This is a genomic window from Thioclava sp. SK-1 (assembly GCF_001705665.1).
GTDB lineage: Bacteria > Pseudomonadota > Alphaproteobacteria > Rhodobacterales > Rhodobacteraceae > Thioclava.
Genome location: NZ_MDHA01000069.1, coordinates 50467 through 67521, shown reverse-complemented (window position 1 = coordinate 67521; position 17055 = coordinate 50467). Strand labels below are relative to the sequence as shown.

The 17055-nt window shown below is 58.4% G+C and carries 14 protein-coding genes, 1 tRNA gene and 1 pseudogene; 11 read left to right on the top strand and 5 right to left on the bottom strand.

Annotated features, from left to right (window positions below):
- Nucleotides 1-99: 99 nt before the first annotated feature.
- Complete coding sequence (thrS, locus tag BFP70_RS16305) at nt 100-2046, bottom strand: threonine--tRNA ligase (RefSeq protein ID WP_066012925.1); 1947 nt, start codon at nt 2044-2046, stop codon at nt 100-102.
- Nucleotides 2047-2236: 190 nt separating this feature from the next.
- On the opposite strand from thrS, the gene BFP70_RS16300 reads away from it, so the two are divergent.
- The 3 genes from BFP70_RS16300 to BFP70_RS16290 all read left to right on the top strand — a co-directional run bounded on the left by BFP70_RS16300 (nt 2237) and on the right by BFP70_RS16290 (nt 4221).
- Complete coding sequence (locus tag BFP70_RS16300; protein ID WP_066012707.1) at nt 2237-2983, top strand: carboxylesterase; 747 nt, start codon at nt 2237-2239, stop codon at nt 2981-2983.
- 116 nt (nt 2984-3099) lie between these two features.
- Nucleotides 3100-3810: an alpha/beta fold hydrolase gene (locus tag BFP70_RS16295; protein ID WP_066012706.1), complete on the top strand. Its 711-nt coding sequence runs from the start codon at nt 3100-3102 to the stop codon at nt 3808-3810.
- Nucleotides 3811-3963: 153 nt separating this feature from the next.
- Nucleotides 3964-4221: a hypothetical protein gene (locus BFP70_RS16290; RefSeq protein WP_066012705.1), complete on the top strand. Its 258-nt coding sequence runs from the start codon at nt 3964-3966 to the stop codon at nt 4219-4221.
- A gap of 546 nt (nt 4222-4767) precedes the next feature.
- Here BFP70_RS16290 and BFP70_RS16285 read toward each other — a convergent pair.
- Nucleotides 4768-6330, bottom strand: a pseudogene (locus tag BFP70_RS16285) (DEAD/DEAH box helicase); the annotation flags it as partial.
- 229 nt (nt 6331-6559) lie between these two features.
- Between BFP70_RS16285 and BFP70_RS16280 the strand changes: the two are divergent.
- The 7 genes from BFP70_RS16280 (at nt 6560) to BFP70_RS16250 (ending at nt 14116) form a co-directional block, all read left to right on the top strand.
- Nucleotides 6560-8443: a sodium:proton antiporter gene (locus BFP70_RS16280; protein WP_066012924.1), complete on the top strand. Its 1884-nt coding sequence runs from the start codon at nt 6560-6562 to the stop codon at nt 8441-8443.
- A 231-nt stretch (nt 8444-8674) separates the two neighbouring features.
- Nucleotides 8675-10420, top strand: coding sequence for an arginine--tRNA ligase (argS, locus tag BFP70_RS16275; RefSeq protein WP_066012704.1), 1746 nt, complete (start codon nt 8675-8677; stop codon nt 10418-10420).
- Between the two features lie 58 nt (nt 10421-10478).
- Nucleotides 10479-11444 carry an SPOR domain-containing protein gene (locus BFP70_RS16270; protein WP_255356753.1) on the top strand — a complete coding sequence of 322 codons (966 nt, stop codon included), beginning with the start codon at nt 10479-10481 and terminating at the stop codon, nt 11442-11444.
- Nucleotides 11444-12427, top strand: coding sequence for a beta-N-acetylhexosaminidase (gene nagZ / locus BFP70_RS16265; protein WP_066012703.1), 984 nt, complete (start codon nt 11444-11446; stop codon nt 12425-12427). The genes BFP70_RS16270 and nagZ overlap by 1 nt, the downstream gene beginning before the upstream one ends.
- 4 nt (nt 12428-12431) lie before the next feature.
- Nucleotides 12432-13211 carry a ScpA family protein gene (locus BFP70_RS16260; RefSeq protein ID WP_066012702.1) on the top strand — a complete coding sequence of 260 codons (780 nt, stop codon included), beginning with the start codon at nt 12432-12434 and terminating at the stop codon, nt 13209-13211.
- The gene (gene scpB, locus BFP70_RS16255; RefSeq protein ID WP_066012701.1) at nt 13208-13867 is read left to right on the top strand and encodes an SMC-Scp complex subunit ScpB; all 660 of its coding nucleotides are present in this window, start codon (nt 13208-13210) and stop codon (nt 13865-13867) included. Before BFP70_RS16260 ends, scpB begins: the two co-directional genes overlap by 4 nt.
- Before the next feature lie 51 nt (nt 13868-13918).
- Entirely contained in the window at nt 13919-14116 is a 198-nt protein-coding gene (locus BFP70_RS16250) for a hypothetical protein (protein ID WP_066012700.1), read from the top strand.
- Here BFP70_RS16250 and BFP70_RS16245 read toward each other — a convergent pair.
- Nucleotides 14099-14473: a YigZ family protein gene (locus tag BFP70_RS16245; RefSeq protein WP_066012922.1), complete on the bottom strand. Its 375-nt coding sequence runs from the start codon at nt 14471-14473 to the stop codon at nt 14099-14101. The genes BFP70_RS16250 and BFP70_RS16245 overlap by 18 nt on opposite strands.
- A gap of 92 nt (nt 14474-14565) precedes the next feature.
- Here BFP70_RS16245 and BFP70_RS16240 point away from each other — a divergent pair, with 92 nt between their 5' ends.
- Complete coding sequence (locus tag BFP70_RS16240) at nt 14566-15783, top strand: M20 family metallo-hydrolase (protein ID WP_066012699.1); 1218 nt, start codon at nt 14566-14568, stop codon at nt 15781-15783.
- Here BFP70_RS16240 and BFP70_RS16235 read toward each other — a convergent pair.
- Both BFP70_RS16235 and BFP70_RS16230 read right to left on the bottom strand, forming a co-directional pair.
- Nucleotides 15780-16859 carry a 2'-deoxycytidine 5'-triphosphate deaminase gene (locus BFP70_RS16235; protein ID WP_066012698.1) on the bottom strand — a complete coding sequence of 360 codons (1080 nt, stop codon included), beginning with the start codon at nt 16857-16859 and terminating at the stop codon, nt 15780-15782. The two genes, BFP70_RS16240 and BFP70_RS16235, sit on opposite strands and share 4 nt — an antisense overlap.
- Before the next feature lie 53 nt (nt 16860-16912).
- Nucleotides 16913-16990 (bottom strand) — tRNA-Pro (locus BFP70_RS16230).
- Between the last annotated feature and the right edge of the window lie 65 nt (nt 16991-17055).

The following is a 17055-nucleotide window of genomic DNA, read 5'->3' as shown; positions in this document are numbered from 1 at the left end:
CTTAAAAAAGATGAACGAAGATTTCAAAAATTCAATTGAAAATTGGGTGAGGGGTAACCCCCTCACCTTGCTGTGATTATTGCATAGGCATCTGCCTAGTTACTGTTGATCCGGTGCAAGTGATTCGGCTTTCAGCGCCGAAATCACCTCATCCAGGGGCTGAACGCTTGTGCGGTTCTCGCCCAGGCGCCGAACCGAGACGGTGCGCTCTTCGATCTCTTTCATCCCGACGGCAAAGATATATGGCACTTTGCCGAGGCTGTGCTCACGCACTTTGTAATTGATCTTTTCATTGCGCAGATCGGCTTCGGCGCGGATACCGGCTTTTTTCAACGCCTCGGTCACTTCCAGCACATAGCCATCAGCATCTGACACGATTGATGCGACCACCACCTGGCGCGGGGCCAGCCAAAGCGGCAATTTCCCGGCATAGTTTTCGATCAACATCCCGATGAAACGTTCAAACGACCCCAGCACGGCACGGTGCAGCATAACGGGGCGGTGGCGCGCACCATCGGTGCCAATAAAGCTGGCGTCCAGACGTTCTGGCAGGTTGGGGTCCACCTGCAACGTGCCACATTGCCATTCGCGGCCAATGGCATCGGTCAGGGTGAATTCTAATTTCGGGCCGTAAAACGCGCCTTCGCCTTCTTGGATCTCATAGCTATAGCCGGCGGCTTTACAGGCATTGCCAAGCGCGGCTTCGACCCGGTCCCAACTTTCTTCCGATCCGATACGTTTTTCCGGGCGGGTCGATAGTTTGATGGTCCAGTTCTCAAAACCCAGATCATCATAGACTTTCGCCAGAAATGCGATGAATTTTGCGGTTTCCGCTTCGATTTGGTCTTCAGTGCAGAAGATATGCGCATCATCCTGGGTGAAGCCGCGCACACGCATGATCCCATGCAGCGCCCCCGAGGGTTCATACCGCGCGCAAGAGCCAAACTCTGCCATCCGCAGGGGCAAATCACGGTAGGATTTCAGACCTTGGTTGAACACCTGCACATGGCACGGGCAGTTCATTGGCTTCAGGGCATTGACGGTTTTTTCACGAGCATGATCTTCGTCGACCTCAACGATGAACATGTTCTCTTGATAATTTTCCCAGTGGCCCGATGCTTCCCACAGTTTACGGTTCACCACCTGTGGGGTGTTGACCTCGACATAGCCATCGGCGCGCTGCATACGGCGCATGTAATCTTGCAAGCCGGTGTAGATGCTCCAGCCATTGGGATGCCAAAAGATCTGACCCGGCGCTTCTTCTTGCATATGGAACAGCTGCATTTCGCGGCCAAGCTTGCGGTGGTCGCGCTTGGCGGCCTCTTCAAGCATGGTGTTATAGGCGTTCAGATCTTTCTTGGTTTTGAACGCCACGCCATAAATCCGCTGCAACATGGGGCGCGTGCTGTCACCCAGCCAATATGCACCGGCCACATGCGTCAATTTGAACGCATCTGCGGGGACTTGACCGGTATGGACCAGATGCGGGCCACGGCACAGGTCTTGCCAATCGCCGTGCCAATACATCCGCAGATCCTGGCCCTGCGGAATTTTATGCACCAGCTCCACCTTGAAGGGTTCATTGCGGTCTTCGTAAAATTTGATGGCATCTTCGCGCGACCACAGCTCGGTCTTCACCGGCTCGCGGGCGTTGATGATGTCGCGCATCTTCTTTTCAATCACCGTCAAATCTTCGGGGGTGAAAGGCTCTGCGCGATCGAAATCATAGAACCAGCCATTGTCGCGCACCGGCCCGATGGTCACTTTTACATCCGGCCACAGCTCTTGCACCGCGCGCGCCATGATATGCGCCAGATCGTGGCGGATCAGCTCTAGTGCAGGGCCGTCATCGGCCAGCGTGTTGATCGCGATCTGCGCATCTTGGGTGATGGGCCATTGCAGATCGTAATGGGCACCATTGACCTGAGCCGAAATAGCCTTTTTCGACAGGGATTTGGAGATATTGGCGGCCACTTCGGCGGCGGTGATCCCGGCGTCGACCTGTTGTTGATTGCCATCAGGGAAGGTGAGGGTGATCTGGGACATAATGTCCTCCTCGTCAGTTTGGCGCCCACGGAACGCCCGGTTGCGGGTATATGTTTCGGGCGCTGTTGTGTTCCCATGGCGCAAACATGTCAAGCGCTGGCCGGTTACCATGGCTTGCCATACGGGTGCGGTTTGTGCTGAGTGTGGCGTAAGGGCCGAAAAGCCATCGCTTCTTGTGAAAGACAGACCTATGCCAGATTTCATGACCACGTCGCAAAATCGCCGCCTTGCCTATTATCAGACCGAAGGGCAGGGGCCGGGGGTTGTGTTCCTTGGTGGGTTCCGCTCGGATATGGAGGGGACAAAGGCGCTGGCGTTAGAAGAATGGGCGCAGGCCAATGGTCGGGCCTTCTTGCGGTTTGATTACTCGGGCCATGGTGCGTCGGATGGGGTGTTTGAAGACGGGGCAATCGGGGATTGGCTTGAAGATGCCCGTGACATCATTACCGAACTGACTCAAGGCCCGCAGGTTCTGGTAGGGTCATCAATGGGCGGGTGGATTTCGTTGCTGCTGTGCCGTGAGATGGCCGCGCGCGTTGCCGGGCTGGTCACCATTGCCGCCGCGCCCGATTTTACCGAAGACGGTTATTGGGCCAGCTTCAGCCCCGAGATCAAACATAAGCTGGAAAGCGAAGGTCAGATCGCGATCCCATCTGAATACGGCGATCCGATGATCATCACCCGCCGATTGATCAATGAGGGGCGCAACCGTTTGGTGTTGCGCGATCCGTTGCCACTGCCCTTTCCGGTACGGTTCTTGCAGGGCACGGCCGATGATGCGGTGCCGGTTGAATGGGCCTATCGACTGCTAGAGCACGCGCAAGGCGACGACATGCGTCTGACGGTTGTCAAAGGCGCCGATCATCGGTTCTCGGACCCGATCTGTCTTGAGGCGGTCGAGACAGCACTTGATGAGGTGTTACAGCTTTTGGCTTGATCACAGTTTCGCGCTTAGGGTGAAAACACCCCGATTGTGGCTTTTCGCCTGTGGTTGTGTCAGGCAAACTGCATCCCCAAGAGCGCGAAGATGCGCCACAGTCCAGGGGATGAGCAATGCAGGGCGAACCGCTACTGTTTTTGCCGGGGTTCATGTGTGATGCCCGGTTGTTTTGGCATCAGATCAATGAGATTTCATCGCAGCGCCCGGTAATGGTCGCGCCGCTGACCGGTGCAAGCATCCCAGAAATGGCCGAGGCCGTTTTGCGCCATGCACCGCCGAAAATGGCTTTGGTCGGCCATTGGTTGGGTGGTCTGGTCGCGATGGAGATTTTACGCCGTGCGCCCGACCGTGTCAGTCAATTGGCGCTGATCAATGTCAATCCACTAAGTGAGACACCGGCACTGTCCGCCCTGCGCGAACAGCGCATCGTTAAGGCGCGCATCGGACGGTTGGATGAGGCGATGTTAGATGAGATCCCCACCGAATCGCTGGACCCTGGCGCACATCGCTCTCAGGTTCAGGCAATGATGTTGGATATGGCACATGCGCTTGGCCCCGATCGTTTTGAAGATCAGTCCCGCGCACTGATGCGCCGTCCCGATCAGCAGCGGACCTTGCGCTCTAACCGGATCCGGGCCTTGTTGCTTTGTGGTGAGTTCGACACGATCTGCCCGCCGCGTCGTCATGAATTTCTGGCAGAACTGATGCCGCATGCTGAATTCAAACCGATTTTATCCGCCGGACATTTCAGCCCTCTGGAGCAGCCGGAAAAAGTGACCGCTGCGCTGCAAGCCTGGTTGTCGGCGCCGCTTTTATTAAAATAGTGCTGGTGGTCGCCTCTGTGTTGAACACAATCGCGATTGGTGCAAATAATAAGCATAGATAATAGTATTTTTGAATGTGTGTTGGTTTGATCTTTTGTGTCGCCTGATGTGCCTTTGCGCCATGTCGGCTGAAGTCCCTTGGGGAGGGAGACTATGAACACAGTTATTTTTATGTCGGATAAGAAAACCGGCGCGGCGATGATTTTCATGACAAACCCGACAATTATTGCAGAGGCGCGTGGCCAGTTGGCCGGGCATCAAAAGCTAAGCTGGCCGCCTGTTGATGAGCTTATGTCATGTGAAATGGATCTGCGGCGTGAATTTTTGCGCGCACGCCGGGCAGACCGTTTGGCACGCTATGCAGAAGGTGCGATTGATTTGGCGCCCACTGATGGCACGCGCGGGGGTTAATCCCTACCGCAGGCTTTACACAGTTGCGATAAAAACACCGGCATATGCGATCATATGCCGGCGTTTTCTATTTAAACTTTAGACCGGGGGGAACCTGTGACGCTCCGCTTAGGCGGGATTATTGGCCGTGACGGTATCATCACCGCTGACGCTATCTGTTGTGTCATCGCCGGACGTGGTCTCGGGCTCTGCAGGTGCGCTTTGGGGGGCTGTAGCCGCGGGGGCTGACGGTGCCTCGGCAGCAGGTGATTCGGGTGCAGGACTTTGTTCGGGGGCTGTGTCCGAAACAGGATTTCCGACCGTATCGTGCACGGGGGCTTCATGGGCGGCTGCCGCTGTTGCTTGTGCGGCGTCTTGCTCCGGTGCGGGCTGTGACGCGCCATCTGTTGATGGCGCCGGTGCTGCAGTTTCGGCTTCAGCAAGGGCTGCCGCCTCTGCTCTGACCTGCGCTGCGGTTTTGCGCGGACGGCGCGTGCGCTTGGCGGGTTTCTTTTCGGCCGGGGCAGGCGCGTCGGCTGTTTCCGTATCGATGACGGTGGTGTCATCTTCGGTTTCATCTGATGACTTGCGTGCCACTTTTGAAGGGCGGAATTCGCGCAGCAGGAAATCGGGCACATGGCTGCCCATGCCGATCACCTCTGGCCCATTGTCGCGGCGGCCACGCCCATTGCGGCTGTAGCGGTCGCGGCGGTCGTTATGATCGCGCGCCGGGGCCGGCGTTGTGTCGGACGAGCCGGTCGCGGCCACTGGTTCGCTGCGCTGCTCGGCACGTGGTTCCGCACGCGGCTGTGTGCGGGGGGCTGCAGGGCGCGACTCCGCTGGTGCTTCGGCCTTTACAGCAGGCGTTGCGCTTTCGCGCTCTTCATTGCGCCGTGCCCGTGGGCCGCGGGGTCTGCCGCCGCGCTTGTCCTCTTCATGGCGCGCACGCGGGGCTGATTGTGCCGCCGCAGACAGCTCAAACCCGTCTGGCAAACTGCCGCGGGGAATTTCCATCTTCACCAAATCCTGGATCTGGCTGAGGAATTTTTCATCAGACGGGGTCGAGATGGAGAAAGCGGCGCCTTTACGCCCGGCGCGTCCCGTCCGGCCGATCCGGTGCACGTAATCTTCGGCATGCATCGGCAGGTCATAGTTGAACACATGGCTGACGCTGGGCACATCCAGACCACGCGCGGCCACATCTGAGGCAACAAGGATCCGCAAAGACCCATCGCGGAAGCTGTCCAGGGTTTTCGTGCGATGCGATTGATCCAAGTCACCATGGATCGGCTGCGCATCAAGCCCATATTTTTGCAAGCTTTTTGCAACAATATCGACATCGACCTTGCGGTTACAGAAGATGATCGCGTTTGTGCAGGCGTCGCCCTCGGCCGCGATCAGCGCGCGGAGCAGTTCGCGTTTGGTTTTGGCGGTTTGGTCTTTGCGCGAGGGCGTGATTTCGATCAGCCGCTGCGTGATATTTTCAGAAGTGGTCGCCTGACGCGCCACTTCAACGCGCACCGGAGCGTGCAAGAATGTATTGGTGATCCGTTCGATTTCCGGCGCCATTGTCGCCGAAAAGAACAGGGTCTGCCGGGTAAATGGCGTCAGCTGGAAGATCCGCTCAATATCGGGGATGAACCCCATATCCAGCATGCGATCGGCCTCATCCACGACCATGATCTTTACATCTGTCAAAATCAACTTGCCGCGTTCGAAATGATCCAAAAGCCGGCCTGGTGTCGCAATCAAAACATCGACGCCCTTGTCGATCAGTTTGTCTTGTTCATTGAACGACACGCCACCGATCAGCAATGCGCGCGTCAGCTTGGTGTTTTTGGCATATAGATCGAAATTCTCGGCCACCTGTGCGGCCAATTCGCGCGTGGGGGCCAGCACCAACGAGCGCGGCATGCGCGCGCGCGCGCGGCCACGACGTAGCAGCGAAAGCATAGGCAATGTAAAGGAAGCGGTTTTTCCCGTGCCGGTCTGCGCGATGCCCAAAACATCCTTGCCTTCCAAAGCGGGCGGAATCGCCTCTGCCTGAATCGGTGTAGGTGTTTCATAGCCGGCATCAGCAACGGCAGAGAGGACCTTCGGGTCCAGCTTCAGATCAGAAAACTTGGTCATATACGTCCTGTTATGGCGGTGTCGGACCGCACAGAAATGGGACGCTATGGGATCGGGCGCCCCGGCCAGTGACCCACCGGATTGCGGGTTTGGCGCTGCTAATAGCGTAAAAAAGCATCTGCGTCAATTGAGACCACTTTGATCTATGGGCTTGCCCAAATGCTGCGAAGCCCCATCATGGGGCGTTGGGCTGCCATTTCGGCCGGCTTTGCAGAAGGAATTGCGGAATATGGCGTTGGAAACAGCGGCGGGGCTCGGCCCGGTGATGGGGTTTGCGGCGGTCGGCGTGGCAGGCGTTGGGGCGCAATGGCTTGCGTGGCGATTTAAGATGCCCGCCATTGTGATCATGCTGGTGGTTGGCATTTTGGCTGGGCCGGTGACGGGGTTGATTGATCCGCAGCGCGATTTTGGTGCGCTGACAGGGCCGCTGATTTCACTCGCGGTGGCGGTGATCTTGTTTGAGGGCGGCTTATCGCTGGACCGTCACCGGTTGGGCGATGCCAAAGCCGGGGTCATGCGCCTGGTGTTTATCGGTGCGCCTTTGGGATGGCTGGTGTCGACATTGGCGCTGCGGCTGACGATGAACCTGTCATGGGAGACATCGGCGGTGTTTGGCGGCATCATGATTGTGACCGGCCCGACAGTGATTGCACCGTTGTTACGCTCGGCCCGGTTGAAGAAAAGACCGGCACAATTGCTGCAATGGGAAGCAATTGTGAATGACCCTATCGGGGCGCTGGCTGCGGTTTTCGCCTTTGAGGTCGTGTTGGTGCTGAACACCGGGGTAGCGCCGCAGCAAGCGGTGACGCAGCTTGCGATCGGGATCGTATTTGCGGCCATTATTGGACTGGCGGCAGGCTTTGCCATCGCGACCAGTTTCCGCAAAGGATTCGTGCCGGAATATATGAAAATTCCGGTGCTTTTTGTGACTTTGCTGATCTGTTTCGCATTGGCCGACACATTGTTGCATGAAAGCGGGCTGTTGGCCGTGACCGTTATGGGGCTTGTCATCGGCAATGCGGATTTGCCGTCTTACACGGAATTACGCCGGTTTAAGGAACATGCGACGATTTTGCTTGTGTCGGGTGTGTTTATTTTATTGGCGGCCAGTCTGGATCTGGAGCAATTGTCGCGGTTGGATTGGCATGCGATTGTCTTCGTGCTGGTCGTGGTGATCCTGGCGCGACCGGCGACGGTGATGATATCGTTGTTGGGTGTTGATATGCCCTGGCGCGAGAAGCTGTTTATCGCCTTGACCGGGCCGCGTGGCGTGGTGCTGGTTGCGGTTGCGGGGCTGTTTGGGCAGCATTTGGCGGATGCAGGTATCTCTGATGGGGCGGTGATCGGGCCGCTGGCGTTCATTTTGGTGACGGCGACCGTTGTCCTTCATGGGTTCACGCTTGCGCCTCTGGGGCGTTTGCTGGGTTTGGCGGGCACGGAAAAGCCGGGGCTTTTGATTGTTGGCGGGTCACGGTTTACCACGCAGCTGGGCGAGATTTTGAAACAAGCCGAGGTGCCGGTGCTGGTCACAGATCCCAACCACGCACATCTGATCCGCCCGAGGGCTGCGGGGCTGCGGACCTTTTACGGCGATATTTTAGGTGAGGCGGCTGAGGATTCCGTTGAGCTGATGGCCTATAGCACTGTTTTGGCCGCAACTGATAATGACGCCTACAATACATTGGTTGCAACGGATTTGGGCGCAGAGCTGGGGCGTAACCAAGTTTGGCAGATTGCGCGCCAAAAGGAAGACCGCAAACGCCATAGCCTGCCCACGCAATTGGGCGGCAGACCCTTTGGGGATGGTCGCACATTTGAGGTGTTTCGCGAAATGGTACGAGAGGGCTGGACCTTTCGGATCACCCGTTTGACGGATGAATTCACCATAGAGGATTGGCGGGTTAAACGGCCAACCGCAGTGCCGATCTTGCGCATCACGCCGGCATCAGAGCTGCGCTTTGTCGATAAGGCTGAAGAGTTGAAGGCCGCACCGGGGGCTAAGATTGTCTCACTTTTGCCGCCTGATGCGTTGGAGGACGAAAACAAACACGCCGCCCGCCAGCCGGTCGAGGATCCCGAAACCATCCCCGGGCCATCGGCAAAAATCCCATAACTCAGCGTCCTGAAATGGCGTGGGGTTGGGGCCCAGATGCGGTCGGGCGGGGCATCGAACCCCGCCCGACCGCCGGAGGCATGCGCCTCCGTCTCCGCCGCCCAGCCGTGCCAAGGGGACTTTGGAGGTGGCTGTGGGTAAAAACACAGGCGTTGACAGGTTCCAGCACGGGCTGTGGTTGACGGCGCGCCTTGCCTCTGGCAGGGAATTGGCAAGCCAGAGGATACTGAAATGAACCTGTTTGCCGAGATGCGTGTGGCGGTGATTGCCGCGCTGGATGAGCTAGTGGCCGAGGGGCATCTGCCCGCCGGGCTCAATTACACCAATGTTGCGGTCGAGCCACCGCGCGATGCGCTGCATGGTGACATGGCGACCAATGCCGCGATGGTCTTGGCCAAGCCTGCCGGTGCCAAGCCGCGCGATATTGCCGAAAAGCTGGCCGCGAAGCTGGCGCAAAGCCCGCGCCTGTCTTCGGCAGAGGTGGCGGGGCCGGGGTTCTTGAACCTGCGGTTGGCACCCAGCATCTGGGGTGAGGTCGCCAAGGCGGCGCTTGCGCAGGGTGCAGAGTATGGCCGTGCCTCGCTGGGCGAGGGGCTGAAGGTGAACGTGGAATATGTCTCCGCCAATCCGACTGGTCCGATGCATGTAGGCCACACCCGCGGTGCCGTGTTTGGCGATGCTCTGGCCAGCTTGCTGGATTTCGCGGGCTATGATGTCACGCGCGAATATTACATCAATGACGGCGGCGCACAGGTCGATGTGCTGGCGCGTTCTGCCTATGAGCGGTATCGCGAGGCGCATGGTTTGGAGCCAGAGATCAGCGAAGGCCTGTATCCGGGCGATTACCTAATCCCGGTTGGCACCGCGCTGAAGGAAAAATTCGGGGACAGCTTGCTGAACAAAGGCGAGCAATATTGGCTTGCCGATGTACGCGATTTCTCAATCGCTGCGATGCTGGATATGATCCGCGCCGATTTGGCGATGCTGAACGTCAAGATGGACGTCTTCTACTCTGAGAAATCGCTTTATGGCACGGGCCAGATCGAAGCGGCGTTGAAGCGGCTTGATGATCTGGGTTTGATCTATGAAGGCGTGTTGGAGCCGCCCAAGGGCAAGTTGCCCGAAGATTGGGAAGAGCGCGAGCAAACCTTGTTCCGGTCGACCAAATTTGGTGATGACGTCGATCGTCCTGTCAAAAAATCCGACGGGAAATGGACTTACTTTGCACCAGATATCGCCTATCACTACACCAAGGTTGAACGTGGCTTTGATCTGTTGATCGACGTATTTGGCGCTGATCACGGTGGCTATGTCAAACGGATGAAGGCGGCAGTTTCGGCGCTGAGCGAAGGGCGCGTGCCGCTGGATGTGAAGCTGATCCAATTGGTGAAACTGTTCAAAAAAGGCCAGCCGTTCAAAATGTCGAAGCGGGCGGGCACGTTTGTGACCCTGCGCGATGTGGTGGAACAGGCCGGTGCCGATGTGACCCGTTTTCACATGCTGACGCGTAAGAACGATGCGCCACTGGATTTCGATTTTGACAAAGTGCTGGAACAGTCGAAAGACAACCCGGTGTTCTATGTGCAATATGCGCATGCCCGGATCAGTTCCGTCATGCGTAAGGCGCGTGATGCGGGTTGGGATATGTCCGATGCGCGTCTGGCGGGGGCCGACTTGTCAGGGATGACCCATGAGGCGGAGCTGGAGCTCGCGAAAAAAATCGCTGAATGGCCGCGCCTTGTCGAAATCGCGGCCCGCGCGAATGAGCCCCACCGGATCGCATTCTATCTTTATGATCTGGCGTCCGATCTGCATGCACTGTGGCATCGGGGCAATGACACCCCGTCATTGCGGTTTTTCCAAGAGGGCGACGAAAACGCTACCTGTGCGAAAATCTGCTTGGCACGCGCTACGGCGGTTGTGATTTCTGCCGGACTTGGTATCCTTGGGGTTACTCCAGCGGAAGAGATGCGTTAAAATTGCACGTCGCTTGGGGGATGAGGGCAAGGCCGGACTTCCCGGCGACGAGGCAGACATGGCAAGCATTCACGGCCACGAAGGCGGCGGGTATTATTCATCCGCCCCGACCGGGCAGGATCCGTATTATCAGACCCCTGAGATGATGCAGGGTGCGATGGGGCCAGCCCCATCGGCCAGCTCGACCCAACGTTTGATGAATATCGCGGGTGCGGTGTCTTCTGTCGCGTTGGTCATCGGCCTGTGCGTTTGGGGGTATAAGCTTGCCGTGCGTGATATTCAGGGCGTGCCCGTTGTGCGGGCCGTTGAAGGTCCTGCGCGTATCTCACCCGAAGATCCCGGTGGGGAACTGGCCCGTCATGTGGGTCTGTCGGTCAATGCCGTTGCCGGCACCGGGCTGACTGCGCCCGGCCCCGATGAGGTCACGCTGGCCCCTGATCCGCCAAATCTCGCGGGTGAAGATTTGCCGATGGGGGAATTGGTCGCGACCCAAGCCGTGGCGCGCCTGCCACAGACAGATGATGCATCGGCAGAAGACTTGGCCGCAGAAGATGATGACATGGTCATGATCGATGGCGAAGATGGCGTGGACACGCCCGATCTAGAGATCATTGCCGCATCGGTGCCCGGTGTCAGCCGCTCTCCACGGCCGCTGAAACGCCCGGGTGGCCGTGACCTGGAAGCGGAAGCTGCGGCGATGGCTGTTGCTGCCTCCTTTGGCGGTGGGGCGGCCGCTGCAGCCCCTGTCGAAATTGACCCGGGATCCTTGTCCGAAGGGACGCGCCTGGTGCAATTGGGGGCATTTGACAGCCCCGAGTTGGCCCGCGCGGAATGGGACCGGGTCGCACAACGGTTTGGCAGTTTGATGGATGGCAAGCAGCGCGTCTTGCAAGAGGCGGCGTCGGGTGGGCGCGATTTCTGGCGGCTGCGTGTTGTGGGCTTTGATGATGTTGATTCCGCCCGCCGCTTTTGTGCAGCGCTTGTGGCCGAAGGATCAAACTGCATTCCCGCAAAGGCCCGTTGATGACGACCGCCGTGATCTTGGGGCTGGAAGGCCCCGACCTGTCCGCCCGCGAGCAGGCGTTCTTTCGCGACAGCGACCCTTGGGGGTTTATCCTCTTCGCACGAAACGTGGATACGCCAGAGCGGTTGCGCCGTTTGACGCAGGATCTGCGCACCTGTGTTGGGCGTGATGCGCCGATTTTGATCGATCAGGAAGGGGGCCGGGTGCAGCGGCTGCGCGCCCCACATTGGCGTGAATGGCTGCCGCCATTGGAGCAGGCGCAGATTGCGCAGGACCCGGCCCGCAGCTTTTGGTTGCGCGCCCTTATCATGGCCGCAGAGCTGCGCGCGGCCGGCATTGATGCCAATTGCGCGCCATGCTGCGATATCGCCGGGCCGCAAACCCATCCGTTTCTGCGCAACCGTTGTTTTGGCGGGACACCCGAAGATGTCATGCGTTTGGCAAGAATGACTGCGGATGGCTTTCTGGCGGGAGGTGTGCTTCCGATTATCAAACATATCCCCGGTCATGGTCGCGCCACGGCAGACAGCCATAAGGATCTGCCCACTGTCACTGCCAGCATAGAGGATCTGGCGCAGGATTTTGCCCCATTCGCTGCATTGAACGACCTGCCGATGGCGATGACCGCGCATATCCGCTTTACCGCCTTTGACACCAGCCCGGCAACGCAATCGCGCAAAATGATGGATGTGATCCGACAAGAGATCGGCTTTGACGGTTTGGTGATGACGGATGATCTGTCGATGCAGGCCCTGTCAGGCACGATCTTGGACCGGGCGCAGGCCAGTATTGCGGCTGGCTGTGATGTCGTGCTGCATTGCAATGGTGACGCACTTGAGGCCGCGCAGGCGGTCCAAGGCGCAGGCATATTGACCAGGCAGGCCAGTCGCCGCGCCGATGCCGCATTGGCCCGAAGGATCACGCCGCAACCGATTGATCTGGATGTGCTGGATGCCGATTTGGCCCGTTTGCTGACCCCGTAACTCCATGGCTGATGACGATCCCCCCTTCCCAACGCAGGTCGCGCAGCGCCTTGCTGCTGAATCGCTGATTGTCGATGTCGACGGCTTTGAAGGTCCGCTGGATCTGCTGTTGACGCTGTCGCGGACACAAAAGGTTGATTTGCGCAAGGTTTCCGTCTTGGCGCTGTCCGAGCAATATCTGCGCTTTGTCGACAAGGCGACGGAATTGCGGATTGAACTGGCGGCGGATTATCTGGTCATGGCAGCGTGGCTGGCCTTTTTAAAATCCAAATTGCTGCTGCCACCGGATCCGCAGGCTGATGGCCCTTCGGCAGACGATCTGGCCGCGCATCTGGCGTTTCAGTTGGAACGTCTGGAAGCGATGCGCGATGCAGCCGCGCGTTTGATGGCACGCAATCGCCTCGGCCGCGATACATTCGCGCGCGGCACCAGCGAGGATGTGACAAAGCTACGCAAAGTGACCTACTCTGCCAGTTTGCTGGACTTGATGCAGGGTTATGCCCGGGTGCGCACCCGTGACGAATTCCGCCCCTATGCCTTTGACCGTAAAGATGTCTTTACGATGGAACAAGCCTTGGATCAGATGCGCTCTGTGATTGCATTCGCCGGGGACTGGACGGATTTGGTCAGCTATCTGCCGCAGGGTTGGACGGCGGAGCGACAGCGGCGACGTTCGGCCACAGCGGCGACATTTGCGGCGTCATTGGAAATGGCAAAGCAGGGCCAGATCGAATTGCGCCAATCCGCGACATTCGCCCCTATTTCTATTCGGAAGAAACCATGAGCGAAACCGTGCACCCCAAAGCCCGCGAAAAGACGCTGTTCAAAGCCCCGCCGATTGGCGAGCAAGAGCGTATGGTCGAAGCGATCCTATTTGCCTCGGCTGAGCCGGTGACGCTGAAAGACATGGCAGAGCGGATGCCGCTGGGCTGTGACCCCGCAGAGGCCGTTGCTTATCTGCGCAAACGTTATGAGGGGCGCGGCGTCAATGTGGTGCGCGTGGGCGAGGCCTTCGCGATCCGCACGGCCCCTGATCTGGGCTTCTTGATGCAAAAGGAAACCGTCGAACAACGCAAGCTGTCGCGCGCCGCAATCGAGACATTGGCGATTATCGCCTATCATCAGCCCGCGACCCGGGCCGAAATCGAGGAAATTCGCGGTGTGGCCGTGTCGCGCGGCACGATTGATCTGTTATTAGAGCTGGATTGGATCCGCTTTGGCCGCCGTAAGATGACACCGGGTCGGCCGGTAACATTTATCGTCACCGAGGCGTTCTTGGACCACTTTAGTCTGGAAACGGCCCGCGATTTGCCGGGGTTACGCGATTTGCGCGCCGCGGGTCTGCTGGACAGCCGTTCAATGCCGGGCGAAGAGGATCCCGATGGGGAGGAAGAGCCCTTGCTCAATGACGACGGGCAAAGCGAACTTTTCAAAGAATAGCTCTTTCAATTTATCGCGCAGCGCCCAAGTATAGGGTGGAAGGAGCCTATGATGAACGCAAGCCAGATCTTGAATATGGTGTTTCGCCAGCTTTTGCGGCGCGGCGTCAACGCGGGTATCAATAAGGGCATCGCCTACGCCAGCAAACGCGGCAAAGGCGGGACGTCCACTGATCCTGAACAGGCCCGTCAGGCGCAAAAATTGGCCAAGCGCGCGCGGCAAGCCAGCCGGTTAACCCGCCGTTTCTGACCGTTCGGTGCCGATGTCGCGCAGATAGATCCGCACCGCATCTTGCACATGGCGGAAGCGGTCGCCGCCAAGATGTTTGCCGCCGTACCAGCGCGTGACGATGACAAGGTGATTTTTCACCTGGTCGCGTTCCAGCATACGTAAAATCACCATGCCTGCGCCGCTTTCACCATCATCATTTTTGATGGGCCCGTCGTCTGTTAACAGCCCCCATGTGTTATGCGTGGCTTTGGCGAATTTCTTGGTCTGCTTTAGTTGTTTGATCAGGCTTTTTGCCTGTGCCTCATCGTAGCACGGCGCCCCTGACACGGCATATTTAGAGCCGCGATCGCGGATGATGTCATCAATACTATGCATATGTCTTGGGGTATGCGAATGGCGGCTTTTGTGCAACCGGGCTTGCAACATCCGACCATTGTCATATTGTCGACAAAAATGAGGATATTTTAATGCCTGATATTGAACCTGCCCGCCTGTGGTCCGATCTGATGGTAATGGGCGCGATTGGCGGCACGCCCAACGGCGGCAGCTTTCGCCCCGCCTTATCCGACGCAGATCGTCAGGGCCGGGCGCTGTTCATCCACTGGGCGCAGGAGGCTGGCCTGTCGGTCAGTGTCGATCAGATCGGGAACATTTTTGCGCGACGTGAGGGCACGCAGCCCGACGCAGCCCCCGTAATGGTGGGTAGCCACCTGGATACACAGATGCCGGGTGGGAAATTCGACGGGGTTCTGGGCGTGCTTGCTGGGTTAGAGCTGTGCCGTGCGTTGGACCGCGACAAGGTGGAAACGCGCCACCCGATTGAGGTGGTGAACTGGACCAATGAGGAAGGCGCTAGGTTTCAGCCCGGCGTGATGGGCTCGGGCTGTTTTTGTGGCACATTGGCGCTGGACCAAGTGCTTGAACGGCGTGACAGCGATGACATCCGCCTGGCGGATGCGCTGCGCGGTATGGCGGGGCCTGCGCTGGTTGGCGGGCGTGTCCCACATTGCTACCTAGAACTGCATATCGAACAGGGGCCCGAGCTGGAGCGCGCAGCGATCGATATCGCGATGGTGTCGCGCACCTCGAATATGGCGTCAGGCTATATCACTATCCGGGGTGCTAACGCGCATAGCCAGACCGAGCCGATGTCGCGTCGGCGCAATGCGTTGTCAGGGGCTGCGCGATTGATTCTGGCCATTGATGCCATCGGCGCGGCGATGGAGCCCGAGGGCATGGTCAGCGCCTCTTGCATTGATAACTGGCCCAATAACCGCGTGAACATCCCGCATCTGACGCAGCTGTCCTATGCCATCGTGCATAACACTGCCGAAGGCCGTGCGCAGATCATGGCGCAGATAAACGATGCGGTGGCACAGGTGAGCGCCCAGACTGGGCTGGATATTGATGTTGAACATCGGCATTTTCGTGAGGCGTTTGATTTTTCCCCCGATCTGCGCGCGCTTGGCGTGGACTTGGCGCAAAAGCGCGGTCTTACTGCAACACAGCTGCCAACATTGACGGCGCATGATGCGCTGGCGCTGCATGGCATTTGCCCGACCGCCCTGATCTTTGTCCCGTGTCGCGATGGGGTATCCCACAGTGAAGCTGAATGGTGCACGCCTGCACATGCGGCCCAAGGCGCGCAGCTGCTTCTGGACCTGGCACTGTCGCAGGCGGGTTAATCGGTGACGAAGTGTTTGGCCAGTTTCAGGCCCTGACCTTGGTAATTCGATTTTAGGTCTGCGCCATACAGGCGCTCTGGCCGTTGTGACATTTGTTCATAGACCAAGCGTCCGACAACCTGCCCGTGTTCCAATACGAAGGGCGCTTCATGACAGCGCACTTCCAACACGCCGCGTGATCCCACGCCACCGGCGGCCCCGTGGCCAAAGCCGGGATCAAAGAAACCCGCGTAATGCACGCGGAATTCGCCCACCATGGCCAAATAAGGCGCCATTTCGGCCGCATAATCGGGGGGGATCGTCACCGCCTCGCGCGACACAAGAATATAGAACGCACCGGGGTCCAGAATGATCCGCCCTTCGGTCGTGCGCAGCTCTTCCCAGAATTCCGATGCACGGTAATGGCCGATTTTATCCAGATCAATCACGCCAGTATGCGGTTTGGCACGGTAGCCCACCAGATCGCCGGAGGCGGGCCGCAGATCCACCGAAAAGCCAAGCCCGTGGTCAATTACCGCGTCCCCTGATACCAGCGGTTCCGCCGCATGCAGCGCCTTAAGCACATCATCGGATAATGTGGCCTGACCCGCGCTAAAGCGGATCTGATTCAGCCGCATGCCCGGGCGCACCAAAACCGAGAAGCTGCGCGGACAAATCTCAGCGTAGAGCGGACCAGTATAACCTGCCGGAATGCGATCAAACTCCACACCTTCATCGGTGATGACACGCGTCAGCAGATCCAGCCGCCCGGTCGAGCTTTTGGCATTGGCCACCGCCGTTACCGTTTGCGGCAGGGCCAGCCGTTCCATCAGCGGCACCAGATACACACATCCCTTTTCCAAAACGCCACCATCGGTCAAATCCATCCGGTGCATTTCGAAATCGGCCAGCTTGTCTGTCACCGGGGTTCGCGGCCCGGCCAGAAAGGATGCGCGGATGCGATAGGCACATGTCCCAAGGCGCAAATCCAAACTGGCAGGTTGAATTTGTTCAGGGATCACGGGCAGATCCGCCGAAATCTCAGCGGCGCTGATCATCTGCTTGATCGACGTATCGGATAGAACACCAACAGCCATATGCGTCTCCCTGATAGCAGAACGCCCACCCCTGTAGGGTGGGCGGTTCGGAGTGGTCGGGCTAGCGAGATTCGAACTCACGGCCTTCCGTCCCCCAGACGGACGCGCTAACCAGGCTGCGCCATAGCCCGACACGAGGGCGATATAGTGCGAACTCTGCCCCGGGCGCAAGCCAAAATACAAAGTTTTTTAAGCT

Bases quoted from the DNA above. Each gene is read 5' to 3' on its own strand.
- thrS (WP_066012925.1), bottom strand. From the start codon at position 2,046: ATGTCCCAGATCACCCTCACCTTCCCTGATGGCAATCAACAACAGGTC.
- BFP70_RS16300 (WP_066012707.1), top strand. From the start codon at position 2,237: ATGCCAGATTTCATGACCACGTCGCAAAATCGCCGCCTTGCCTATTAT.
- BFP70_RS16295 (WP_066012706.1), top strand. From the start codon at position 3,100: ATGCAGGGCGAACCGCTACTGTTTTTGCCGGGGTTCATGTGTGATGCC.
- BFP70_RS16290 (WP_066012705.1), top strand. From the start codon at position 3,964: ATGAACACAGTTATTTTTATGTCGGATAAGAAAACCGGCGCGGCGATG.
- BFP70_RS16280 (WP_066012924.1), top strand. From the start codon at position 6,560: ATGGCGTTGGAAACAGCGGCGGGGCTCGGCCCGGTGATGGGGTTTGCG.
- argS (WP_066012704.1), top strand. From the start codon at position 8,675: ATGAACCTGTTTGCCGAGATGCGTGTGGCGGTGATTGCCGCGCTGGAT.
- BFP70_RS16270 (WP_255356753.1), top strand. From the start codon at position 10,479: ATGGCAAGCATTCACGGCCACGAAGGCGGCGGGTATTATTCATCCGCC.
- nagZ (WP_066012703.1), top strand. From the start codon at position 11,444: ATGACGACCGCCGTGATCTTGGGGCTGGAAGGCCCCGACCTGTCCGCC.
- BFP70_RS16260 (WP_066012702.1), top strand. From the start codon at position 12,432: ATGGCTGATGACGATCCCCCCTTCCCAACGCAGGTCGCGCAGCGCCTT.
- scpB (WP_066012701.1), top strand. From the start codon at position 13,208: ATGAGCGAAACCGTGCACCCCAAAGCCCGCGAAAAGACGCTGTTCAAA.
- BFP70_RS16250 (WP_066012700.1), top strand. From the start codon at position 13,919: ATGAACGCAAGCCAGATCTTGAATATGGTGTTTCGCCAGCTTTTGCGG.
- BFP70_RS16245 (WP_066012922.1), bottom strand. From the start codon at position 14,473: ATGCATAGTATTGATGACATCATCCGCGATCGCGGCTCTAAATATGCC.
- BFP70_RS16240 (WP_066012699.1), top strand. From the start codon at position 14,566: ATGCCTGATATTGAACCTGCCCGCCTGTGGTCCGATCTGATGGTAATG.
- BFP70_RS16235 (WP_066012698.1), bottom strand. From the start codon at position 16,859: ATGGCTGTTGGTGTTCTATCCGATACGTCGATCAAGCAGATGATCAGC.